General features: G+C 61.9%; 28 protein-coding genes and 2 tRNA genes. 16 read left to right on the forward strand and 14 right to left on the reverse strand.

The features are described 5' to 3' along the window. Positions 1 to 82: 82 nt before the first annotated feature. From PQQ52_RS33715 to PQQ52_RS33740, 6 genes are all read right to left on the reverse strand, one after another. Complete coding sequence (locus tag PQQ52_RS33715; protein ID WP_408221213.1) at positions 83 to 877, reverse strand: cystine ABC transporter substrate-binding protein; 795 nt, start codon at positions 875 to 877, stop codon at positions 83 to 85. Between the two features lie 114 nt (positions 878 to 991). Beyond that, the gene (locus PQQ52_RS33720) at positions 992 to 1,969 is read right to left on the reverse strand and encodes a quinone-dependent dihydroorotate dehydrogenase (RefSeq protein ID WP_408221269.1); all 978 of its coding nucleotides are present in this window, start codon (positions 1,967 to 1,969) and stop codon (positions 992 to 994) included. Between the two features lie 176 nt (positions 1,970 to 2,145). Further along, positions 2,146 to 2,967, reverse strand: coding sequence for an arginyltransferase (locus PQQ52_RS33725; protein WP_408221215.1), 822 nt, complete (start codon positions 2,965 to 2,967; stop codon positions 2,146 to 2,148). Positions 2,968 to 3,083: 116 nt separating this feature from the next. Further along, entirely contained in the window at positions 3,084 to 3,821 is a 738-nt protein-coding gene (gene aat / locus PQQ52_RS33730) for a leucyl/phenylalanyl-tRNA--protein transferase (RefSeq protein WP_408221217.1), read from the reverse strand. Positions 3,822 to 3,830: 9 nt separating this feature from the next. Further along, on the reverse strand, positions 3,831 to 4,376 hold the full coding sequence (locus PQQ52_RS33735) for an NUDIX hydrolase (protein ID WP_097392281.1): 546 nt from the start codon (positions 4,374 to 4,376) through the stop codon (positions 3,831 to 3,833). A gap of 416 nt (positions 4,377 to 4,792) precedes the next feature. Next, positions 4,793 to 4,869 (reverse strand) — tRNA-Met (locus PQQ52_RS33740). Between the two features lie 254 nt (positions 4,870 to 5,123). Here PQQ52_RS33740 and PQQ52_RS33745 point away from each other — a divergent pair. Both PQQ52_RS33745 and PQQ52_RS33750 read left to right on the forward strand, forming a co-directional pair. After that, entirely contained in the window at positions 5,124 to 5,621 is a 498-nt protein-coding gene (locus tag PQQ52_RS33745) for a heme-degrading domain-containing protein (RefSeq protein WP_408221219.1), read from the forward strand. A 10-nt stretch (positions 5,622 to 5,631) separates the two neighbouring features. Beyond that, positions 5,632 to 5,964, forward strand: coding sequence for a DMT family transporter (locus PQQ52_RS33750; protein WP_408221221.1), 333 nt, complete (start codon positions 5,632 to 5,634; stop codon positions 5,962 to 5,964). Positions 5,965 to 5,967: 3 nt separating this feature from the next. Here PQQ52_RS33750 and PQQ52_RS33755 read toward each other — a convergent pair whose 3' ends face one another. Both PQQ52_RS33755 and PQQ52_RS33760 read right to left on the reverse strand, forming a co-directional pair. Further along, on the reverse strand, positions 5,968 to 6,351 hold the full coding sequence (locus PQQ52_RS33755) for a hypothetical protein (protein WP_408221223.1): 384 nt from the start codon (positions 6,349 to 6,351) through the stop codon (positions 5,968 to 5,970). 64 nt (positions 6,352 to 6,415) lie between these two features. After that, positions 6,416 to 6,607 (reverse strand): hypothetical protein, encoded by a 192-nt coding sequence (locus PQQ52_RS33760; RefSeq protein WP_408221225.1) that lies wholly within the window; start codon positions 6,605 to 6,607, stop codon positions 6,416 to 6,418. 207 nt (positions 6,608 to 6,814) lie between these two features. On the opposite strand from PQQ52_RS33760, the gene PQQ52_RS33765 reads away from it, so the two are divergent. Together PQQ52_RS33765 and PQQ52_RS33770 are read left to right on the forward strand one after the other, a co-directional pair. Beyond that, positions 6,815 to 7,093: a hypothetical protein gene (locus tag PQQ52_RS33765; RefSeq protein ID WP_408221227.1), complete on the forward strand. Its 279-nt coding sequence runs from the start codon at positions 6,815 to 6,817 to the stop codon at positions 7,091 to 7,093. Beyond that, positions 7,093 to 7,518: a DUF1488 family protein gene (locus tag PQQ52_RS33770; RefSeq protein WP_408221229.1), complete on the forward strand. Its 426-nt coding sequence runs from the start codon at positions 7,093 to 7,095 to the stop codon at positions 7,516 to 7,518. The genes PQQ52_RS33765 and PQQ52_RS33770 overlap by 1 nt, the downstream gene beginning before the upstream one ends. A 54-nt stretch (positions 7,519 to 7,572) precedes the next feature. On the opposite strand, the gene PQQ52_RS33775 is transcribed toward PQQ52_RS33770, so the two are convergent. Continuing rightward, complete coding sequence (locus tag PQQ52_RS33775; RefSeq protein WP_408221231.1) at positions 7,573 to 8,583, reverse strand: NAD-dependent epimerase/dehydratase family protein; 1,011 nt, start codon at positions 8,581 to 8,583, stop codon at positions 7,573 to 7,575. A gap of 132 nt (positions 8,584 to 8,715) precedes the next feature. Between PQQ52_RS33775 and PQQ52_RS33780 the strand changes: the two genes are divergently transcribed. Further along, positions 8,716 to 9,717: a TetR/AcrR family transcriptional regulator gene (locus tag PQQ52_RS33780; RefSeq protein ID WP_408221233.1), complete on the forward strand. Its 1,002-nt coding sequence runs from the start codon at positions 8,716 to 8,718 to the stop codon at positions 9,715 to 9,717. A 46-nt stretch (positions 9,718 to 9,763) separates the two neighbouring features. Further along, a complete protein-coding gene (locus PQQ52_RS33785; protein WP_408221235.1) occupies positions 9,764 to 10,900 on the forward strand; it encodes an enoyl-CoA hydratase/isomerase family protein in 1,137 nt (378 codons plus the stop codon). A 104-nt stretch (positions 10,901 to 11,004) separates the two neighbouring features. Here PQQ52_RS33785 and PQQ52_RS33790 read toward each other — a convergent pair whose 3' ends face one another. After that, positions 11,005 to 11,430 carry a hypothetical protein gene (locus tag PQQ52_RS33790; RefSeq protein ID WP_408221237.1) on the reverse strand — a complete coding sequence of 142 codons (426 nt, stop codon included), beginning with the start codon at positions 11,428 to 11,430 and terminating at the stop codon, positions 11,005 to 11,007. Positions 11,431 to 11,960: 530 nt separating this feature from the next. On the opposite strand from PQQ52_RS33790, the gene ssuD reads away from it, so the two are divergent. Genes ssuD through PQQ52_RS33810 form a run of 4 tightly spaced genes read left to right on the forward strand, consistent with a single transcriptional unit; the run spans position 11,961 to position 15,316 of the window. Further along, positions 11,961 to 13,121 (forward strand): FMNH2-dependent alkanesulfonate monooxygenase, encoded by a 1,161-nt coding sequence (gene ssuD, locus PQQ52_RS33795; RefSeq protein ID WP_408221239.1) that lies wholly within the window; start codon positions 11,961 to 11,963, stop codon positions 13,119 to 13,121. Positions 13,122 to 13,176: 55 nt separating this feature from the next. Next, positions 13,177 to 14,055, forward strand: a complete 879-nt coding sequence (gene ssuC / locus PQQ52_RS33800) for an aliphatic sulfonate ABC transporter permease SsuC (RefSeq protein WP_408221241.1) — start codon at positions 13,177 to 13,179, stop codon at positions 14,053 to 14,055. Further along, positions 14,052 to 15,053 (forward strand): ATP-binding cassette domain-containing protein, encoded by a 1,002-nt coding sequence (locus PQQ52_RS33805; RefSeq protein ID WP_408221243.1) that lies wholly within the window; start codon positions 14,052 to 14,054, stop codon positions 15,051 to 15,053. The genes ssuC and PQQ52_RS33805 overlap by 4 nt, the downstream gene beginning before the upstream one ends. A gap of 47 nt (positions 15,054 to 15,100) precedes the next feature. Then, entirely contained in the window at positions 15,101 to 15,316 is a 216-nt protein-coding gene (locus PQQ52_RS33810) for a TOBE domain-containing protein (RefSeq protein ID WP_011488137.1), read from the forward strand. Positions 15,317 to 15,397: 81 nt separating this feature from the next. On the opposite strand, the gene PQQ52_RS33815 is transcribed toward PQQ52_RS33810, so the two are convergent. Further along, positions 15,398 to 15,682, reverse strand: coding sequence for a hypothetical protein (locus tag PQQ52_RS33815; protein WP_408221245.1), 285 nt, complete (start codon positions 15,680 to 15,682; stop codon positions 15,398 to 15,400). Positions 15,683 to 15,821: 139 nt separating this feature from the next. Here PQQ52_RS33815 and PQQ52_RS33820 point away from each other — a divergent pair, with 139 nt between their 5' ends. Further along, the gene (locus PQQ52_RS33820) at positions 15,822 to 16,019 is read left to right on the forward strand and encodes a hypothetical protein (RefSeq protein ID WP_408221247.1); all 198 of its coding nucleotides are present in this window, start codon (positions 15,822 to 15,824) and stop codon (positions 16,017 to 16,019) included. Between the two features lie 200 nt (positions 16,020 to 16,219). Then, positions 16,220 to 16,600: a glyoxalase superfamily protein gene (locus PQQ52_RS33825; RefSeq protein WP_408221271.1), complete on the forward strand. Its 381-nt coding sequence runs from the start codon at positions 16,220 to 16,222 to the stop codon at positions 16,598 to 16,600. 135 nt (positions 16,601 to 16,735) lie between these two features. Here the strand turns inward: PQQ52_RS33825 and PQQ52_RS33830 are convergent, their stop codons facing one another. Then, the gene (locus tag PQQ52_RS33830) at positions 16,736 to 17,002 is read right to left on the reverse strand and encodes a hypothetical protein (RefSeq protein ID WP_408221249.1); all 267 of its coding nucleotides are present in this window, start codon (positions 17,000 to 17,002) and stop codon (positions 16,736 to 16,738) included. A gap of 348 nt (positions 17,003 to 17,350) precedes the next feature. Between PQQ52_RS33830 and dusA the strand changes: the two genes are divergently transcribed. Beyond that, positions 17,351 to 18,352 (forward strand): tRNA dihydrouridine(20/20a) synthase DusA, encoded by a 1,002-nt coding sequence (gene dusA / locus PQQ52_RS33835; RefSeq protein ID WP_408221251.1) that lies wholly within the window; start codon positions 17,351 to 17,353, stop codon positions 18,350 to 18,352. 103 nt (positions 18,353 to 18,455) lie between these two features. Continuing rightward, a tRNA-His gene (locus tag PQQ52_RS33840) sits at positions 18,456 to 18,531 on the forward strand. Between the two features lie 148 nt (positions 18,532 to 18,679). Here the strand turns inward: PQQ52_RS33840 and PQQ52_RS33845 are convergent. After that, entirely contained in the window at positions 18,680 to 19,000 is a 321-nt protein-coding gene (locus PQQ52_RS33845; protein ID WP_408221253.1) for a hypothetical protein, read from the reverse strand. Between the two features lie 348 nt (positions 19,001 to 19,348). Here PQQ52_RS33845 and PQQ52_RS33850 point away from each other — a divergent pair, with 348 nt between their 5' ends. Together PQQ52_RS33850 and cysC are read left to right on the forward strand one after the other, a co-directional pair. Next, positions 19,349 to 20,941 carry a tetratricopeptide repeat-containing sulfotransferase family protein gene (locus PQQ52_RS33850; RefSeq protein ID WP_408221255.1) on the forward strand — a complete coding sequence of 531 codons (1,593 nt, stop codon included), beginning with the start codon at positions 19,349 to 19,351 and terminating at the stop codon, positions 20,939 to 20,941. Next, on the forward strand, positions 20,938 to 21,510 hold the full coding sequence (gene cysC, locus PQQ52_RS33855) for an adenylyl-sulfate kinase (RefSeq protein WP_408221257.1): 573 nt from the start codon (positions 20,938 to 20,940) through the stop codon (positions 21,508 to 21,510). The genes PQQ52_RS33850 and cysC overlap by 4 nt, the downstream gene beginning before the upstream one ends. A 208-nt stretch (positions 21,511 to 21,718) precedes the next feature. Here the strand turns inward: cysC and PQQ52_RS33860 are convergent, their stop codons facing one another. Further along, positions 21,719 to 21,931 (reverse strand): DUF3820 family protein, encoded by a 213-nt coding sequence (locus PQQ52_RS33860; RefSeq protein ID WP_006048800.1) that lies wholly within the window; start codon positions 21,929 to 21,931, stop codon positions 21,719 to 21,721. Positions 21,932 to 21,977: the final 46 nt, after the last annotated feature.

Genomic DNA, 21,977 nt, shown 5'->3' on the forward strand with positions numbered 1-21,977 from the left:
CCAGGCAAAAACGCAACGCGCCGCTGAAAAAGCGACGGGCGGCATCGTCGACGATGCCGCCCTTCGTTTCAGCCGGTGCGCGTTACTTGATCGGCTTGCTGACGTCGATACCGAACCATTTGTCCGAGATCTTCGAGAACGTGCCGTCCGCTTCGAGCTGGGTCATCGCCGCGTCGATCGCCTTGGCGAACTTCGGGTTGCCCTTCTTGAACGGAATGCCCGAGGGGTTGCCCGCGCCGACCGTCGCGCCCGTGCGCAGCGGCAGTGGCGAGTTCTTCATCAGATACGCGAGCATCAGGCGGTCGTTCAGTGCCGCGTCCAGGCGGCCGGCGGCCAGATCGCGCAGGTATTCCGGCGCGCCCGGATACGTCTTCACGTCGATGCCCGGCACCGACTTCGCCATGTCCATATAGTTCGTGCCCAGACCGACGCCGAGCTTCTTGCCCTTCAGATCGTCGAGCGATTTGAACTGGCGCGTGTCGTCCTTGCGCTGGATCAGTTGCGCAGCCGAGTACGTGTACGCCGGCGAGAAGTCGAGCACCTGCTTGCGTACATCCGTGATGCCGACCTGGTTGACGATCACGTCGAACTTGCCCGCCTGCAGACCCGCGATGATGCCGCTCCACTCCGTCGTGACGAATTCCGGCTTCACGCCGAGCTTCGCTGCAACAGCCTTGGCGATGTCGACGTCATAGCCGACTAGTTCGCCCGAGGGCGCTTTCGAATTGAACGGCGGGAAGGTGCCTTCCAGGCCGATGCGTAGCGTGCCGCGCTGTTTGACCTGGTCGAGCACGTCGTCCGCGTGGGCGGCGACAGCGGTGAACGACGCGCCGATCAGGCCGGCGACGAGCATCTTCTTCAGCAAGCCAAATTCCATCGTGTTCCTTTTTGTTCGTCTGGCGTTTTAACAGACGAAAGCATAACAAAGCAGACTATCGAAACCTAAATACCGTTTGTTTATGTCTATATTACGGATGCGGATTGGGGCGGCTTAGCGCAGCGCCTGCGCGCACTCGGCCACCAGCGCCGGTCCGCGGTAGATGAAGCCGGTATAGAGCTGCACCAGCGAAGCGCCGGCTGCGAGCTTCGCGCGTGCATCGTCGCCCGAGAAAATCCCGCCCACGCCGATGATCGGCACCGTTTCGCCGACTTCGGCGCGCAGCTTGCGGATCACTTCGTTCGACGCGTCGAACACCGGCTTGCCCGACAGGCCGCCGGCTTCGTCGCCGTATTGCATGCCGGTAACGGCGGTGCGCGAGAGCGTGGTGTTGGTGGCGATCACGCCTTCGAATTGATGGCGCAGTAGCGTGTCGGCGATCGATTTGATCTGCTCGTCGTCGAGGTCCGGCGCGATTTTCAGCGCGAGCGGCACCAGCTTGCCGTGCAGGTCGGCCAGACGTTGCTGCTTGTCCTTCAGCGCGGCGAGCAGCGCGTCGAGTTCGCCCGCGCCTTGCAACTGGCGCAGATTCTTCGTATTCGGCGACGAGATGTTGACCGTCACGTAGCTCGCAAACGGGTACACACGTTCGAGGCAGTAGAGATAGTCTTCGGCGGCGCGCTCGATCGGCGTGTCGGCATTCTTGCCGATGTTCAGCCCGAGAATGCCGCGATAGCGCGCGGCCTGCACGTTCTTGACGAACTGGTCGACGCCCGCGTTGTTGAAGCCCATCCGGTTGATCACGGCGTTCGCCTGCGGCAGGCGGAACATGCGCGGGCGCGGATTGCCCGGCTGCGCGCGCGGCGTGACCGTGCCCACTTCGATGAAACCGAAGCCGAGCGCCGCCAGACCGTCGATACACGCGCCGTCCTTGTCGAGACCCGCGGCGAGCCCGACCGGGTTCTTGAACGTCAGCCCCATCACGGTGCGCGGCGCATCCGGCACGCGTGGCGCCAGCGTGCCTGCAAGGCCGGTGCGGCCGGCGGCGCCGAGCATGCGCAAAGTCAGGTGGTGAGCGTCTTCCGCGTCCATGCGAAAGAGTTGGGCGCGTACGAGCGGGTAGAGGGAACTGAACACGGGACGAAGCCGGGCGGCCGGAAAATGGGAACCCGCCATTTTACCGGCTTTAAGGCATTAATGAGACTAACTGGATAGGACCGTTGTGGCCAGGTTTGTGGCTACCTTCTGGCGGTCACCTTTTGGCCAGGTTAAGGCCGCAGCGGCCCGCGTCTGCCCTGAATGGCCAGATCGACCGGCGGCAGATCGATGCTGGCGGGATCGAGCACCTTCCATGAACCGTCGATCAAACCTTCGAGCGGGCGGAAATTCGCCTTGTACGCCATCTTTGGACTCTCGCGAATCCAGTAGCCAAGATACACATAGGGCAGCTTGAGGCTGCGCGCCTGCTCGATCTGCCAGTAGATGTTATAGGTACCAAAGCTGGTGTGCGGCACGCCCGGTTCAAAGAACGTATAGACCGACGAGAGCCCGTCACCGAGGATGTCGATCATGCTGATCATGCGCAGAATGCCCGGCGCGTCCGGATGATCCGGACGCGGCTCGCGGAATTCGACCAGCCGCGAGTTGATCCGGCTCTGCAGCAGGAACTGTTCGTACTGGTCGCGGCTGTCGCGGTCCATGCCGCCACCGGCATGCCGTGCCGATTGATAGCGCATATAGAGCGCGTAGTGTTCCTCGTCGTAATGCAGTGGGGCGACCGTGGCGATCAGTTCGCCGTGCTTTTTCCAGACCCGGCGCTGTGTGCGGTTCGCCTCGAAATGATCGACCGGCACGCGCACCGGCACGCAGGCGCGGCAGCCGTCGCAATACGGGCGGTAGGTGAACACACCCGAACGGCGGAAGCCGGCTTTGACGAGGTCGGTATAGACGTCTGAGTTGATCAGATGGCTGGGTGTGGCGACTTGCGAACGTGCGATGCGTCCGTCCAGATAGCTGCAGGGATAGGGCGCCGTTGCATAAAATTGCAGCGCGGAAAGCGGGGAAAGAGGCAGCTCGTTGGGATGAGTCACGTTGGCAGCTCTCGAAGCGTCTCTGGTATTGCAAACCCGGCGCCTTGCGGTTTTCGACCCGCGGCTCGTGACCCGCGGCTCGGTGGGCGACGGATCCGGATTCGGCCTGATTCTTTCTACGCCGCCGGCGCGACGACATCGCGCAAGACGGTTTTGTCGAAGCGCCACGGAATCGGCGGTGCGTCGACAGACGTGCGAACATGCGCGATGAACGCTTTGCGTGCGATCTCGCGACCGCCCAGCGACGCCAGATGCGACGTGTTCTGCTGGCAGTCTATCATTTCTATTTCATGACGGCGCAAGTGTCCGACAAGCGCGGCCAGCGCCATTTTCGACGCATCGGTGACCTCCGCGAACATCGATTCGCCGAAGAACATCCGGCCGAAAGACACGCCGTACAAACCACCTACGCGCTTGCCCTCGAACCAGGTTTCGATGCTGTGCGCATCGCCCACCCGGTGCAGCGACGAATAGGCTTCGACCACGTCGGCGGTGATCCACGTGCCGCGCTGGCCACGCCGCGGCGCCTGCGCACAGGCGCGCATCACGGCGGCGAAATCATGGTCGACGCGGATTTCCCACGCGTCCTCGCGCAGCACACGCCTGAGCGTCTTGCGCAATGAGGGCGACAGTTTGAATTCAGCGGGGCGCAGAATCATGCGCGGATCAGGACTCCACCACAACACCGGCTGGCCGTCCGAATACCACGGAAAGATGCCGCGCCGATAGGCGTCGATCAGCCGCGACGGCAGCAGGTCGCCGCTGGCGGCGAGCAGGCCGGGTGCGCCGCTTGCCGCGCCGAGCGCGCGCTCGACGGAGGGAAACGGATCGTCAGGTCCGAGCCAGGGAACCATGCGCGCCGCTCAGCCTTCGCGCAGCGAGCGGAAAATATCGCCCGTATGCAGGCCGAAGCTGCCGGCGGCGCGGTCGGCGAAAAAGAAACGCAAGGTCTGGCCGACGGTCGGGAAGGCGATCTCGTCCCACGGAATATCGTGTTCCTCGAAGAGTTTCACTTCGAGGCTTTCTTCCCCGGCTGCGATATCGAGGTCGAGCAGGCGCGCCATATAAAACAGATGCACCTGGTGCACGTGCGGTACGTTCAGCAGCGAGAACAGGCTTTGCACCTCGACGCGCGCACCGGCTTCTTCCAGTGTTTCGCGCGAAGCCGCTTCGGCTGTGGTTTCGCCCATTTCCATGAACCCTGCCGGCAGCGTCCAGTAACCGTAGCGCGGTTCGATCGCGCGACGGCACAGCAGCACTTTGTCGTCCCAGACCGGGACGGTGCCGACCACGTTGCGCGGATTCTGATAATGCACCGTGCCGCAACTGCCGCATACGAAGCGCTCGCGGTTGTCACCCGGCGGAATGCTCAGGCTGACGCCGTGGCCGCAGACAGAACAGAATTTCATAGGAAGGGGACGAGAAAGAGTGATGGGAGTTTATCACTGGGTTGAAGTTTTCTGAGGTCCGGCAAAGGCGGCGTGCCGGCGTTGGCGCGAAGGCCGTGGCACGCGTCGCGCGCCGGACCCGGCTCGGATGATTGTGACTTAGGCCAATCGGCTAACGCTGGCGCATTGACGCGCTATTCATGGGAAGGGAGTTAGGATTGCTACTGATGCGATCAGGTCCCGACGCGAAAGCTTTCGCGCCAGCCAGGCGCGACTCCGGCGTCTGCAGGACTTCGGTGTGGATCTGAGACTACAGGGAAAGAGCAGGGCGCAGAACACGCACTACAACGACAAGGAGAGCGAGGCAGAACAAAAAAGGCCTGCCGGTTGGGCAAGCCTTTGATGTTGTTTCGACGTTTCGAACCGCGTGAGTTACTTGGTTGCGGGGGTAGGATTTGAACCTACGACCTTCGGGTTATGAGCCCGACGAGCTGCCAGACTGCTCCACCCCGCGTCCGTCGAAGAAAAGATTATAGGACAAAGCGAAGACCAATGCAATAGCTGTTTAAGAACCCGCTTCAATGCGCGCCGATTCGGCGTAACCCAAAGAACCGCACAGCGTGGTGGCCTCCAAGTCGCGGTTCGCATCGCTGGCGTCGCATACCGGAAGGCCCTTGTAAAGCGCTGGGCTAGAATTCAGGTTTTCTTCGCGGCGCCGCGATGCATGTGCAACGGCCTGCGCTTCACTCCTACTCTGCTCTGAACTCCATGGATATCGCTCACGACCTACAGGTAATCGCCGCTCAGGAACAAGCGCTGGTGTTCCCGCAATTCGACGCTGACCGTGCATGGCAGGTCGGCGCCTATCTGCACGAGGTCGCCAAGGCTCGCGGTATCGCTGCCGCCATCGACGTGCGCACGTTCGGTCAGCCGCTATTTTTCAGCTTGCTCGACGGCGCGACACCGGACAACGTCGACTGGGCGCGCCGCAAGGGCAACACAGTCGCGCATTTTCGGCGCAGTTCGTACGCGATTGGTTTGAAGATGCAACAGGCGGGCAGCACGCTCGCTGACAAGCACGGCTTGCCGGTCACGGAATATGCGTCACATGGCGGCGCTTTCCCGTTGACCGTAGCGGGCGCCGGGGTGATCGGCTCGATCACGGTATCCGGTTTGCCGCAACGGGCAGATCACGAACTGGTGGTGGAAGCACTATGCGCGCACCTTGGCCACGACTACAGCAAGCTCGCGCTTGCAAAGGCCTGAGGCGATGCGGATGCCACCTTATGCATTGCTCGCCATCGCGATCGTCGCCGAAGTCATTGCGACCTCCGCCATGCGGGCCTCGGAAGGTTTTTCGCGGCTCCTGCCCTCAACCGTTGTGGTGATCGGCTACGGCATTGCGTTCTATTGCCTGTCGCTCACGCTGAAGAGTATTCCGGTCGGCATCGTCTACGCGGTATGGTCCGGCGCTGGCATCGTGCTGATTACGCTGATGGCGGTCGTGATGTACCGGCAAGTGCCTGACGTGCCGGCCATCATCGGACTTGGGCTGATCATTGCCGGCGTTGCCGTATTGAACATCTTCTCGAAGATGCAGGCGCACTGAGCGTTACTTGCAGCGCACGATCATCGAACGGTTTTTCACGTTGGCCGAAACGACGTTCGTGACGCTGCCACCCGCGGCGCCGCCTTCGTCGTTGTCTTTCGACACGATGTCGTAGCCGGTTGCGCCACATGCGTTGCCGGCCTGCACGTAGCAGGAGGCCCAACTGGACGCGGCGTCGGCGCCGCTGCAGTTCACCGCAAAGCCCGTTTGTCCGTTCGGCAGATTGATCAGCGACGTGGTGTTCGACGATGCGCAACCGCTCAGACCTGCGCCCAGCAGTACGGCAACGGGCAGGGCGGCAAACAGGGACGCCCTACGGACTAGAGCAAGCGCGGCGCTGCTGGGTCGAAGGCGGCCGGAGCGGCGCAGTTGCGTCATGAAATGCATCGTGATGTTTCCTTTCAAATAGGTATCGAGACTCGCCACGCACATCGGAAATGTGCCCGTAAGACTAGGGCGTTTCGATTGTGATGCCCGCCGCGCTAACCAGTTGGCGGCTTTCCGTGCCGCTTTCGGTAGCCGCGTCTTCCCAGATGTTGATGGCTTTCGGAATCTCGATGCCGTGGCTTTCGGCGTAAGCAAACCATTGGGTTGCCGCATCGGGCTCACGCAGTTCGTGGTTTCGCAGAAAATATTTTCCCATATTGTGCTCGCTGAACTCCAAACCGCGTCATTGCGTCAGCACAGATCGTGCCGGTGAACCGGTTCGACTGATGCACGCGGCACAAGTGCCATTCGCCTGCAGAACTTATCGGCTCAAAGCGCGCCTTACTTACTGGTCTGCCGCGAGCGCATACGTGTGAACCGTCCATGTGGCGCCGCGCATAAATTGCAAACGAGGAGAAAGAACATGGCTGAGCGGGTCAGTGGCCCTTATCGCGGCTATTACATCAGCGCCGCCGCGCGCCTCGTGCCGGCAGTTGGCGCATCGGCGCCGGCCGCCAACACGGCAAGCGGTACGTACGTCGGCTCGGTGAGTCTTGCCGAGCGGGGTCCGGACGATCCGCACCGGATGGAAACCTTGCTCGAACTTGGCGGTGAACAACGCTTCGGTAGTGAAGAGGAAGCGCTGGCCTTTGTCGAACAGGCTGCGCGCGACTATATCGACCGCCTGCTTGGAGGCAACTGATGGCAGCGCGCGATATCGAGCAGGAGAGCGAAGGAGGCTGGACCGAGGCCCAGGCGCGCGAGTACCATATCGGGCATATCCGCGGGCGGCCGGTTCTCGCCGGTGTCCCTGTCCTGCCGGATCCTTCTGATGAGGCGACCATGGAAATTCGGTTTCCCGCGGATGAGCCTGCTTACCGCGACTCCAATCTGACGGTTGTGTTTCCCGCGCTCGTGGACGGCGAACCGGTGCCATGCGCGATCTCGGTCGAGGCGCTCGAGGATCACTTCGGCGCGTACTCCGAGGATCTCGAAGGCTGGATGCGCGCGTTCGACGCGGGACGTCCGCGCATCGAAGCGGTTGCGCGCGAACATTTGCAGATCAGCAATGGCACGCCCGTGCTGCTCAAGAGCGGCCATTTCCCACCTGGCAACGTCGCGGCCTGATCCGGCCCGTTCGTCGGTATGCGGAAACATCGTCGCTTGCAAAGCAGCCCGTAGTCAGGTTGTTTTCGCTGCGTCCCGGTGCGTGTCCGCGCGCGCCAATGCCGCCGTGCGCGCGGCGTCGAATGCATGCCGGATGCCGTTTTCGTACGATGTTTTGGCGATGGGCCCGATCAGCTTCGTCAATGCGGAGTCGTCGAGTACGACCGGCTCGGTCATCAGGTAATTCATCTCCACCAGTTCCCGCATTAACGGATTGAAGAGACCGAGCATGCGCAACATGGTCTTGCCGGCCACCATCAGCTTCGGCTCGCGGCCCGCGAGCGCATAGGCCTGTCCAACCACTTCGCGCTGCGTGATCGTGCCCGTGCCGGCGAGGTGCCACCACCGGCCGTACGCTTCGGGTGTCCGCGTGAGTTTCTCGACCACTGGTCCGATATCCGGCAGGTAAATGAATTCGTGCGGAACATCCACCGGCCCGATTACCTGCGCACGTTTGCCGTGCGCCGCGCCCTCGAACACACCATTCAGCAGACTGCGTTCGATGCCGGGCCCGTAGAAATCCGGCAGGCGCAGCACCAGCGTCGACAAGCGGGTTGACCCACTCGCGCGCCCGTATGCCGCCAGCACCAGATTTTCCTGCGCGAGCCGCATCTTGCCTTTGAACGTATGGGGTTCACGCGGATGATTTTCACTGATCGGATTGCCGCGCGCGCGGCCGTAGGGGTACACGGTGCCGATCAGAATGAAGCGCTCGACGCCCGCCGCCGTTACGCCGGCGAGGGTTCGCTCCATGAGCGGCGGATGCGCGGCGAACTGATCGTAAGGCACGCCCACCAGATAGATCACGGTTTGCAAATCCGCCGCCGCCGCGCTGATCGAAGCCGGGTCGTCAGGATTCCACGTGACGATTTCCGCTTGCGGGTCGTGACCGAAGGCGGCCTCGAGTGGCGCGCGCGCGCGGCCGACCACCCGGTAATTCCGGCCTGCAGCGCTTAGCGCGGCCGCGATGATCTGACCTGCCGCACCGGCGGCTCCGAATAAACCCACTTTCCCTGTGGCTTGCATGACGACTCCTGAAGGCGGCGCCGTATCGCGCCTGATCATGTGGCTGATTAATGAGAATTTAATGAACGCCGTTCAGTAAACAGTGTTCAGTTTAATTTGACTTTTCAGTTTGTCAACCCGAAAATGTTCGTCATGGGAATCGTCGAACGAAAAAACCGTCAGAAGCAGGCATTGCGTGAGCGCATCCTCGATGCAGCGCGGCGTATCGTGATGCGCGAAGGCTTTGCCGCGCTGTCAATGCGCAAGATTGCCGACGCCATCGAGTATTCGCCCGCCACGCTGTACCTTCATTTCACGAGCCGCGACGAGATCGTGCAGGCCTTATGCGCTGAAGGTTATGCGCAGTTGCTGGCGACGTTCGTGCCGCTGGCGCAGATCGCCGATCCGGCTGAGCGCCTGAAAGCCCTCGGGCGTGCTTATGTGGCATTCGGTGTCGCGCATCCGGAAACCTACCGGCTGATCTTCATGGAAGACCCGAGCTACACGGGCGCGGCGCTGGGCGGCGTGGCTGCCGCTTCGGGCGCGTCGGTGGCTGCGGTTGCTAACGCGGATGCGGCCGGCGAAGTGGATGCGGTCACGGCGGCAGGGGCTGCGGGTGCGGGATCCGCCGCGTCCGGAAAAGCGAGCCTGGCGCCGCCGAAAGCGGACGACGACCCCGGCGACGCCGCATTGCACATCATGATCTCCGCGCTTGAAGAGTTGAAAGCGGCGGGGCGTCTGACCGCAGCGACGGACCTGACCGTATGGGCGGAGGCATTCTGGGCGACCCTGCACGGCCTGGTCGCGCTTAACCTCACATGCCCCGTGTTCCCGACCGCGCCCCTCGATACGGTGCTAGATGTCGCACTTGATGCCTGGCTGGGTACGCCCGGCGCCGGGAAGCAGGCGGGTGCCACGAACGCTTCTCCCGCGCGCAAAAGAAAATCCGCGCAAGTGCTGGTTGAAGCGCACGTCGAGCCGGGCGAATCGCCCGCGGCTCCGGGCGGCAAACCGGCCACTCAGGCGTCTCAGCCATCTGCATCGTCGGGGAAAAAGTCCACGAAGGCATCGGGACCATCGGCCATTAAACCCACCGATGCGGACACTCACCCTGCCGTCAAACCCGCCACCAGGCCCAAAGCCACGAGTGCGTGATAACGTTCAGTTCCGATTCATTTCGCGCCATCGCGCTTAGCTCTCCATGTCCATTTCCGCCTCGCCCGCCGTCAGCGACGAAGTCGCGACCTACGTAGCCAACCGCATCGGTTTCATCGAACTGGAACGACCGAAGGCGCTCAACGCGCTGTCAACCGGCATGATTCGCGCGATGCACGCGGCGCTCGATCAGTGGCGCGAAGATCCCGACGTGCTCGCCGTGGTGGTGCGCAGCCAGCACCCGCGCGCTTTCTGCGCGGGCGGCGATATCCGCTTTTTGTACGAGTCGGCGCAGCGCGGCGAGCACGACGCGCGCGATACGTTTTTCATTGAGGAATACCGGCTCAATCACGCGATCTTCACCTACCCGAAGCCGTATATCGCACTGATGAACGGCGTCGTGATGGGCGGTGGGATGGGGATTTCGCAAGGCGCGCATCGTACGGGCGGCCTGCGGGTGGTGACGAACTCGACAAAAATGGCGATGCCCGAGACCCGCATCGGACTCTTTCCCGATGTCGGCGCGAGCTGGTTTCTGGCACGCACGCCGGGCGCCCTCGGCCGCTATCTGGCGGTCACCGGCGAGGCGATCGGCGCAGCCGATGCACGCTACGCGGGCCTCGCCGATGCCTATATCGACGACGCGGCATTGCCCGCGCTAGTCGATACGCTGCGCACCGAACTGTTCGAACGCGGAGCTGACGTGGTGGCGTGCATCGAGCGCGAGACAGCCACGCATCAGGTCGTGCCGGAACCCGATGCTTCGCCGCTCGCGGGCATACGTGCATTGATCGACCGGCATTTCGCGTTGCCCGACGTGGGGCGGATTCTCGCTTCGCTGGAGCAGGAACGGGAGCATGGCGGCGCGGCTGCAGATTGGGCCGAGCAGACGATTGCGGTGTTGCGCGAGCGTTCGCCGTTGTCGATGGCCGTGTCGCTGGAAGTGGTGACGCGCGCGGAGGGTTCGATGGAGGACGTGCTGCGCGGCGATCTGGATCTGACGCGCACGAGCTTCGCGCAGGGCGATACGATCGAAGGGATTCGTGCGCGCATCATCGACAAGGACAACGCGCCGCGCTGGCGTTTTGCGCGTATTGAAGACGTGGGTGCCGCCGATGTGGCGAAGATGTTCGAAAGCCCGTGGCCGGCAAACGAACACCCGTTGCGCGATTTGTGCGGTTAAGCAAGTTCGGGCCGCAGCGATAACAGCGGCGAAAACAGCAGCGGAAGCGATCCCGGTTGCCGGACCGCGCGGCCGGCATCGCTTCGCGAGCAGGGTCAAGACGCTCAGTCCTCGTCTTCGCTCGCCATGAAGGCGCGCATGAACACCAGCGCGCCCCAGCCCCACATCGCGTTCGCTGCAAAACCCACCGCGAGCCGCGGCAGCATGTTGCCGCTTGGCCAGATGCCGCGCAGCGGATCGACCACGAACACGCTCGCCGCCGTCAACGCAATGCCGCCGAACACGAAAGCCGGTACCCACGGCGCGCGCCGCTCCGGCGCAACGCGCAGTAACCACGCCATCAGCACTGCCCAGACCGCGCTCCAGATCGCGTTCGCAATGAATTCCGGCAGACCGAGCGGCAAAAATGGGGCGGTCGAAAAACCGCTCAGGTCGATCAGACCGGCTGCATGCAGCAGCGCCAGCGTCGATTCATGAAAGAACAGGGAAGCCAGAAAACCGGCGACGAACGGCAGGATGAGTTTTTGCATGCATTGCACCGCGAGAGCTCAGGCGGCGCGGTTCGCGCGGCCTGCACCGGATTATTGGAAACGTGGCGCCATTATATATAGCGGTCTCCCGGTTCCAGCGTAGGTGAGGCGCAACATCCGTATGCTTTAGCGTCGGGCTAATCACGAAAGTGGAAAACCTAAGCTAAAAAAAATCGTTCAAAAGCCGGGCCCCGATCCATAGACTGTTTCTCCATGCAGACGGCGTTTGCCGCCGTCGCCCATTTAATCGAGCGCATCACGCGCACGTTTGGTCGAGGGAAGCTGTCGCGATGTCCTGCCTGATGCCGATCTTCAACCGCTCCATGGCGCACGCGCGTTTGCGGGCGCGTTGTCGGAACTAGTCCGCGCCTCATCGCAGTATTTCCGTCCTTTTTGCGCTTGCATCTCCGGCCGTGGCCGGATGGATGCGCGCGGCCAGCGGTGCGCGACCAGCGTGTGCGTGTTCACTCGACGCATCGTCGTGACACACGTCTCCATTCAATCCAGTTTCGAACAAGCAGGAGCAGCAAATGAATGTGTTCTGGTTCATTCCGACTCACGGCGACAGCCGCTATCTCGGTACGTCCCAAGGCGCACGCGCAGCCGATTACGACTACTTCCAGCAGATCGCCGTGGCTGCCGATACGCTCGGTTACGAGGGCGTGCTGCTGCCGACCGGCCGCTCGTGCGAAGACGCATGGGTCGTCGCATCGAGCCTGATTGCCGCGACCAAACGTCTGAAGTTTCTGGTGGCGATCCGTCCGGGCATTTCGTCACCAGGCCTGGCGGCGCGCATGGCGGCGACTTTCGACCGGCTGTCGAACGGACGTCTGCTGATCAACGTGGTGACCGGTGGCGATTCGGCTGAACTGGAAGGCGACGGCGTGTTCGTCGATCACGACACGCGCTATGAAATCACCGACGAATTCCTGCACATCTGGCGCAACCTGCTCACCGCGGCGCATACCAACGACGCCATCGACTTCAATGGCAAGCATCTGACCTCGAAGGGCGGCAAGGCGTTGTATCCGCCGGTGCAGAACCCCCATCCGCCGCTGTGGTTCGGCGGTTCGTCGGCGGCTGCGCACGACATCGCGGGCGATCACATCGACACGTATCTGACGTGGGGCGAGCCGCCCGCGGCCGTCGCGAAGAAGGTCGCTGACATTCGCGCCCGTGCTGAAGCGCGTGGCCGAACGATCAAGTTCGGCATTCGCCTGCATGTCATCGTGCGCGAGACCGAAGAAGAAGCATGGGCCGCCGCAGACACGCTCATCAGCAAGCTCGACGACGAAACCATCTCCCGCGCGCAGGCTTCGTTCTCGAAGATGGACTCCGAAGGGCAGCGCCGTATGGCCGCGTTGCACGGCGGCAAGCGAGGCAGCCGCGCGGAACTCGAGGTCTATCCGCATCTGTGGGCCGGCGTGGGTCTCGTGCGCGGAGGCGCGGGGACGGCGCTGGTCGGTAATCCCGAGCAGGTGGCGGCGCTGATGAACGAGTACGCGGCGCTCGGCATCGACACGTTCATTCTGTCCGGCTATCCGCATCTCGAAGAGTCGTATCGCTTCGCCGAACTGGTGTTCCCGCTGCTGCCGGGCCGCCAAAGCAAGACCGCGGGCGGTCCGCTGTCGGGTCCGTTCGGCGAGATCGTCGGCAACAACTATCTGCCGAAGGCGGCGAGTTCGAGCTGAGCGCTTTCGCTCGGTTCGGCAACGACGCCCATCGATAAGCAATGAGGAAATCATCATGGCTCAATCCACTGTGAGTGCGCAACGAGGCACAAGCGAGGGCTCGGGCGCGGGTTCAGGCGCGGGGCTCAGCGTGCGTTCAGGCGCGGGTCTCGGTGTATTACGCAGCATCGGTGCGCATCTTGCGCCGTGGCTCGCGCCGCTCGCGATTCTGCTGGCATGGGAATTCGCCGCGCGTAGCGGCATTCTCTCGACGCGGGTACTGCCCGAACCGCTCGCGGTCGTAAAAGCCGCGTGGTCGCTGATCCAGTCCGGTGAAATGTGGGCGGACGTGAAGGTCAGCACGTGGCGCGCCGTGTCCGGCTTTGCGATCGGCGGCGGCATCGGACTCGTGCTCGGTCTCGCGACAGGTCTCTTCAAACCTGCCGAAATCGCGCTCGATTCGACCGTACAGATGATTCGCAACATTCCCGCGCTGGCCATGATTCCGCTCGTGATCCTGTGGTTCGGTATCGAGGAAGAAGCGAAGGTGTTTCTCGTCGCGCTAGGCGTGTTTTTCCCGATCTACGTGAACACGTTCCACGGTATCCGCTCGGTCGATGCCAATCTGATCGAGATGGCGCGGAGTTACGGTGTGAAGGGTTTCGCACTCTACCGGCATGTCGTTCTGCCGGGAGCGTTGCCGTCGATTCTGGTCGGCGTGCGTTTCGCGTTCGGGCTGATGTGGGTCACGCTGATCGTCGCTGAAACCATTTCCGCGCAGTCGGGCATCGGCTACATGACGATGAATGCACGCGAATTCCTGCAAACCGATGTGGTGGTGGTCGGCATTCTGCTGTACGCGGCGCTCGGCAAACTCGCCGACGTGCTGGCCAAGAGCCTTGAGCGCGTGTCGCTGCGTTGGCATCCGGCCTATCAACGAGGAGCGAAAGCATGAGCGCAACGACATTGTCGGCGTCGTTCGGCGGCATCGCGGGCAGCGATCTTGAAGCCGAACTGGCGCAACCGCGCACCGTCGATCACGACGCCGATGAGGCGGCCGGTTTCGACCGTGCAGATCCGGCGCACGATCGCCGCCAAGTGGGTGCGGTGCCGTCGGCGGCGGGCGCATCGGCCCGCAACGACGCACGCCGGTCCGGCGATTATTCGGTCGAATTGCGCGGCGTCGGCAAGCAGTACGGCGAACGCAAGGTGCTGTCCGATTTTGACCTGTCGATCGAGCGCGGCAGTTTCGTCGCGATTGTCGGCCGAAGCGGCTGCGGGAAATCGACCTTGTTGCGCCTGGTCGCGGGTCTGGAAAAGACCACCTCGGGCGTGCTCGAAAAGCGTGCGGAAGACGGCCGGCCACTCGACACCCGGATCATGTTCCAGGACGCGCGGCTCCTGCCCTGGAAGAGCGTGTTGCAGAACGTGATGCTTGGCCTTGGCCGCAGCGCTCGCGAAGATGCGCGCGCCGTGCTCGCCGAAGTTGGTTTGCTGGAGCGCGCCAACGACTGGCCCGCGCAGCTGTCCGGCGGTCAGCGTCAGCGTGTGGCGCTGGCGCGGGCGCTGGTGCATCGGCCGCAGTTGCTGCTGCTGGACGAACCGCTCGGCGCGCTCGACGCGTTGACGCGTATCGAAATGCACGCACTGATCGAACGCCTGTGGCGCGAACATCAATTTACCGCGCTGCTGGTGACGCACGACGTGCATGAAGCCGTCGCGCTGGGCGACCGGATTCTGCTGATCGAAGACGGGCGCATCGCGCTCGATCAGCCGGTGCCGCTTGCGCGCCCGCGGGCGCGCGCGTCGGCCGGTTTCGCCGCGCTGGAAGAACATGTGTTGCAACGCGTACTGAAGACGGCGCCGAACGACGACGCGCTGTCCCACCGCGCTTACGACGCACGTGACGAGGGCCGCCTCAGGCGGCCGACAGACGTCCGCTGGGCCGTCTGACATCCCTTGACTGACTGTTTTCAATCGCTTTTCTGGAGTCACTCGACATGAGCATTTCCGCAATCAACGTACGCAATCAGTTCAAAGGCAAGGTCAAGGAAATCATCCGCGGGCCGGTGGTCTCCGAGGTCGATGTGGACACGCCGTTCGGCATCGTCACCTCGGTGATCACCACGCGCTCGGTCGACGAACTCGACCTGAAGGTCGGCTCGGAGGTGGTCGCGCTGGTGAAGTCGACGGAGGTGTCGATCGCGCGTCTGTAAGTCCTAATAAGCTCGATTAGGCCAGATTAGACCCCGACCAAGGCCGACTGCACCGTTCGCGCCGTCACGCGCGTGGCAACGCTATTTCGCGTTGACGCCGCTGGCGGGCGGCTCGTGCGTCATCCTGTCGTTGGTCGGTTGGTTCGGACGCTTGATCGGCATATTGTCCGGATTGCTCGAACCGCCCGAGCCGGAAGCCGCCTCGGGCGGCTTTACCATCGATGCACCGCTATTCTGCGGCGTTGCCTGTGTCGCTTGCGTCTTTGGTGCCGGGCTCGACGTTTGTGCGAACGCCACCGTGCCGCCTGCGCCGAATATCGCGAGCGCGACGCCCGTCGTCAGCGCTGCCATTCTGCTTCGCTCCATCTCGTCCTCCTTTGCGATGCCGCTCGCCGGCTACCGCCGGCACGCATCCGTACGACACGCAATACATATGCCTTGACGCGCCTCTGCGTATGCCCGTGAAACTTGCTACGATGAAGTGAACATCACGACGGAGACGGTCATGTCGAAGTCATTAAGTCCGGAAGCGGTTGAAGCATTGCGGCGCCTGAACGATGTCGGCGTCGGACAGCCCATGCCGAAGTTTGCGCAATCCGTCACGGCGGAGTTGCTGACGAACGGGCTCGCCGCCGAAGCGAGCGGCGGCGAAGTCGAGATCACCTGTAGCGGCCGGCAATACCTGTCTGGCGATTGCGATTAATCGTCAGGTGAAAGGGCCGGCCGGTGCCGACTCCGAGCCGCTGGCTCGCTCCGCTCGAGCGCGATGAGCTGCAGATTGTCCTGTTGAAGCTTCAGGGCCTGTTTTCCTTCAGCTCCGGGCGTGCCTTTTCGCGTAGGGTGGTCCATCTGGAAGCGCGTCCGATTAAGCTGGCGGAATCTTTCAAGTTACTGGAGACCGCTATGCACCTGGCGCCAGCCATCCCGATCATTCGTATCTTCTCTGAAGAGAAAGCCAAGGAGTTTTACGTGGACTTTCTCGGCTTCACCATCGACTGGGAACACCGCTTCGAGGCCAATTTTCCGCTCTATGCACAGGTAAGCCGGTCCGACCTGGTTTTGCACTTGAGCGAGCATCATGGCGACGCGACGCCGGGTTCGACGATTTTCGTGCCGGTACAGGGCATCGACGCGTTGCATGCCGAGCTTCAACGCAAAGACTACAAGTACGGAAAACCGGGAATTGAAGTGGAGCCGTGGGGAAAAGTGCTGGAGACGATCGATCCGTTCGGTAACCGGATTCGTTTCTCCGAATCGCCCAAAGAGGAGACGCGCGAGGCGTGAGGAGGGAGGGGGTGGGGTTCGATGCGGTGGGCGCGGCCGCCATGTAAACGGAACTGGGCGCCGGCATGCATTGCGGCATGCGCGGCGCCCAGTTCGGCTGCCGTCTTGTGGACGGCAACCTTCAACGGCGACCGATTAGTGGCCGAAGAAAACCGATTGCGGGCCCGAAACCGGCTCACGCGCACCTGATTGCGACGACACGTTTTGCACGCCGCCGTATGCATTGGATTCAGCGTTAGCACGTTCAGCCGCGACGGTTTGCGAGTTCTGGCCTTGTTGCGAAGCCGGTGCGCCGACCGACGGACGATAGAACGGTGCCGGGCCGTAGCCGCTAGCGAATGCGGGAGCAGCGATCGAGGCAGAAGCAGCAACCAGCAGGGCGGCGATAAGTTTGGTCTTCATGGTGTGACTCCGATAACGTTTCGATTTCATTTCAGGAAGGCGTCGCAGGGGCCGGTGAGGTGTATCTGCAACGTCGATGGAGGCAGTGTATACCCCTACTATTGAAAATTTGTATCGATAATCTGAAATTACTATTCTCGTCACTGAAATAATCGCTCAGACGCATATGCGACGGGCGTCTGCGGTGGTCCGACCCCGTCGCCCAAGCGGTTTTGGCGCTCAAAGACCCGGTTGTCGGGGCGGTTATCGGTGGTGTTTCCGGGAATTCATGGCTTGTCGTGAGCGTTTCGGGGGCGTCGGGCCACTTGCGGTAAAATTGCGGTTTGATTCAAGCCGTCTGGCCGCCCCATGTCTTCAGCTCAAACTCCCAGTCCACGTCGCGTTTCTGTCGCGCCCATGATGGACTGGACCGATCGCCACTGCCGCTCGCTGCATCGGGTGATATCGCGCCATACGTGGCTCTACACCGAAATGGTCACCACCGGTGCGTTGCTGCACGGCGATGTGCCGCGCCATCTGGCGTTTGCGCCCGAGGAAGCGCCGGTCGCTTTGCAACTCGGTGGCAGTGAGCCCGACGATCTCGCGCGTTCGGCCAAGCTTGGCGAGCAATGGGGCTATGACGAGATCAACCTGAATTGCGGCTGTCCGTCCGAGCGCGTGCAGCGCGGTGCGTTTGGCGCTTGCTTGATGAACGAGCCGCAACTCGTCGCTGACTGCGTGAAGGCGATGCGCGATGCCGTGTCAGTACCGGTGACGGTCAAGCATCGGATCGGCGTCGACGCGGTGGAGGAATATGGCTTTGTGCGCGACTTTGTCGGCACGATCGCAGACGCTGGCTGCAACGTGTTCGTTGTGCATGCGCGCAACGCAATTCTTAAAGGCTTGAGCCCGAAAGAGAACCGCGAGATTCCGCCGCTCAAATACGATTTCGCTTATCAGTTGAAGCGCGATTTTCCGCATCTGGAGATCATCATCAATGGCGGCATCAAGACGCTTGATGAGGTGGAGATGCATCTTCAGCATATCGATGGCGTGATGCTTGGGCGTGAGGCTTATCACAACCCTTATGTGTTGGCCGATGTCGATGCACGCTTCTATGGCTCAACGGATACACCGCTCACGCGCGAGCAGGTCGAGTCGAAGCTGATCGAATATTGCGCGGCTGAAATGGCGCGCGGCACGTACCTTGGTTCGATCACGCGGCATGCGCTCGGTCTGTACCGCGGTGAGGCTGGCGCACGTGGATGGCGTCGCGTGTTGTCCGATAGCAAACGTCTGGCGGCGCGTGATCTGACCATCTTCGACGAAGCAAGACAGCATCTGCGTGTGCCCGTCGGAATTTTTGAATAGAGGACTAGGCAAACGGGATTCTTGTTCGTATAATCTCGTTTCTTCATCGGCGAGCCAAGTTTCTCGGCAACGAGTTGCTCCGCAAGTCAAGCAGATGTCAGTGGTGGCTGTAGCTCAGTTGGTAGAGTCCAGGATTGTGATTCCTGTTGTCGTGGGTTCGAGCCCCATCAGCCACCCCAAAGAATTCGAGCAGTAAAAAATTGCGAAACGGCGTTGTGAGAAATCACAACGCCGTTTTTGTTTTGGTCTTTGCAAAAGGTTTTGGCCTTTGCAAAAACTCGCTCAGTGCGGAGTCATTTCGTCATTCGATGCCCGGTTCGATTGACGTCAATGGCCATGTCCTCCATGGCCGCCGCCGCTGCTCCACGAATCGCCGCCGTGGCCGCCGCCATGTCCACCGCCGTGCCAGCCGCCTCCGTGCCACCCTCCGCCGTGCCAGCGCCCGCCACCCCCGTGGTAGTAACAGCAACCGCCGCCGCCCCAACCACCCCAGACGTCGACCGTCCCGTAAGCCGGCCCATAGGCGTAACCGTAGTAGCCAGGGTAATAGGGCTGCGCATAGGCATAGTCGTATCCCGGAGCGACCACGCATCCGGTGAGACTTGCCGCCACCGCCAGTATCGCGACTGATGCATTGAGCCTGCTCACGATTTTCTCCTTCGTACAAGAGTGAGAAAAACGGCGTGCCCGGGAGTTCAGCCGCATTTGTGTCCGCAAATTACGGCCCGGATGCGCCACCGGGCTTTCATGACGCTCGCGCGGCGATCCGGCGCCATAGCGGTCGCGCGTTGCGTCAACCTTCCGAATCACAACGGATTCATCATGCTGTAATAGTTCGTTAAATTTTTGAAACGTAACTGTAGGGCGCGCCTGATATTTTCCCTTCAGACAATTTCCCTTTGAATCCAGCCCAAGCTTGCTGACGCTGGACGAAGAAGAACGCATTCCACATTGCCCGGGCCGCTCGATGCGAAGCCTGCAAAAACCTGGCCGTCAATGAAGCACGATCCACAGCCGGCAACCGCATCAGAATGGTGCGCCGAAGGCGACGCCTGTGCCGCTCGCGGCGAACTTCAGGCGGCACTCCCATGTTTCGACGCAGCCCGCTTGCTCGATCCCGCCAACGCCATCCTTCATGAGCGCCTCGCCGCGACGCTCGCCGCACTGAACCGCTTTCCCGAAGCCATTGCCCGCTATCACGAAGCAATCACGGTCGATCCGCGCAATTCCGATTTGCATCACGGCCTCGGCTGGTCGCTCGAGCAGATGCATCGGCTCGAGCCGGCGATAGAGGCTTATCGCGAAGCAGTCCGGGTGAATCCGCAAGCCGACGGCTCATACAACAACATGGGTAACTGTCTGCAGGCACTCGGTCGTTTCGACGAGTCGCATGAAGCCTATCGTCGGGCGATCGAGGCCGCCCCGCAGGTGCCGCTGTATTACCGTAATTTCGTGCAGTCCAAGCGTCTTGCCGCTGACGATCCGGTGTTCGTCGCGCTTGAGCACCTCGCCGACGATACCGCTTCGCTCACACCCGCCAATCAGGCGGAAATTCACTTCGCTTATGGTCAGGCGCTGTCCGATGTGGGCCGTAACGATGCGTCGTTCGATCACTTCCTGAAGGGCAACGCATTGCACCGCGCCGGTGTGCGTTATGACGAAACGGCGTCGCTCGGTCTGTTCGCGCATTTGCCGGAGCTTCTGACTTCCGAGGTGCTGGCGGCTAAACGCGGTCTGGGTGCCCCGTCGGCTGCACCGATCTTTATCGTCGGCATGCCGCGCTCCGGTTCGACCCTGATCGAGCAGATTCTCGCGAGTCATCCGCAGGTTTTCGGCGCCGGTGAGCGCACGGAGTTCGGCGAGGCGCTGGTGAATTGCATCGGCCGCGATTCAGACGACCCGTTACGCGTCGATATCGAAGCATTGCAGGGCGTCGGTCCCGCGCAATTGCGCACGCTCGGCGCCGACTATTTGCGCCGCATGTACACGGCGCTGCCGGAAATGCAAACGGCAGCGCCGGGCTATACGCGCTTTACCGACAAATATCCGTTCAATTTCATCAATGTCGGGCTGATTCATCTGGCGTTACCGAATGCACGCTTCGTTCATAGCAGCCGCTCGCCGTTGCAAAGCTGCCTGTCCATTTTTTCGCGAATTTTTCACGACGTCCCGTTCAGCTACGATCTCGGTGAACTGGGCCGCTACTATCGCGCGTACGACGCGTTGATGGCGCATTGGCAACGCGTATTGCCTGAGGGCACGATGATCGAAATCAAATACGAAGAGCTGGTTGAAGATTTCGAAGGCAATGTCCAGCGCCTGCTCGCGCATTGCGGACTCGACTGGGACGAACGCTGTCTGGCGTTTCATCAGACCACGCGGCAGGTGAACACGGCAAGCGCGGCGCAGGTGCGCCGTCCGCTCTACAAGACATCGCTGCAGCGCTGGCAGCCGCAGCAGGCATTGCTGCAACCCTTGTTCGACGGTCTGGGACCGGAATTGGCGTCCGCTGACCGCTTCAGCGCGCACGAGCGTATGTCTCTGCAAGATGCCGAAGCGGCGGCGAATGCGACGGAGTGGAAGTCATGAGCGCAGCCCGTGGGGCCGTCATATGGATGACGGGTTTGTCCGGTGCAGGTAAATCGACCTTGGCCGACGCGTTGCACCAGCATCTGAAAGAAGCCGGGCATGCCTCCGTCGTGCTCGACGGCGATGTGCTGCGGCGTGGCCTGACCGCCAACCTCGGTTTCACGCCTGAAGACCGCACCGAAAATCTGCGGCGCGTCGCGCACGTCGCGACGCTGTTCATGCAACAGGGCTTCATCGCGATTGCCGCGGTGATTTCGCCCGAGCATCGGCATCGGTGCATGGCGCGCGAGATCGTCGGGGAAGGGTTCATCGAAGTGTTCGTGAACGCGCCGCTGAAGGTGTGCGAAGCACGTGATGTCAAAGGTCTCTACGCGCGTGCGCGCCGCGGTGAGATTCCCAATTTCACCGGTATTTCCGGTCCGTTCGACGTTCCGATCGGACCCGATGTCATGATCGAAACCGATCGGGTGTCGCTCGGGGAGGCGGTAGACCACCTGCTCGCCCATCTGACCGCGCTGGGCTACCTGCCCAGGGAACGCGTGCACGGCAGGCCTCGCCTCGCGAAATAGTCAGCACGAGCTTGCTGCCGCGTTTCGTTGGCGAAAAATTTTCCAGCAGGCGCGGCGCATTTCGCTATACCTTTTCGGCTACTCGCGGACAGAAGGAGTGATGCGTCGATGCCGACATTGTCGATACGAAAAATAAAGCCGAACGTCGAAGCGCTCGTTCTGGCGGCCGATCTGGCCGGCACGGTTGTTTTCGCGATCGAGGGCGCGCTCAGCGCTTGCGTAACGGCTCGATCAGCGACGACAAACCGTTGTGATCGATCTCGTGCATCAAGGCCAGCAGACGGCCGATTTCGCCCGGCGGAAAGCCCTGGCTCGCAAACCAGTTCAGATAGTGACCGGGCAGATCCGCGATCAGCCGGCCTTTGTATTTCCCGTAAGGCATCACGCGCGTGACCAGTAATTCGAGGTGTTCGGGATTCATCGCAGATGGGTTTGGCGGAAAAGTTTATCGAGCGCGGTGGTTGGAG

The sequence above is a fragment of the Paraburkholderia sediminicola genome, assembly GCF_046030555.1.
In the GTDB taxonomy this organism is placed as follows: Bacteria; Pseudomonadota; Gammaproteobacteria; order Burkholderiales; family Burkholderiaceae; genus Paraburkholderia; species Paraburkholderia sediminicola_E.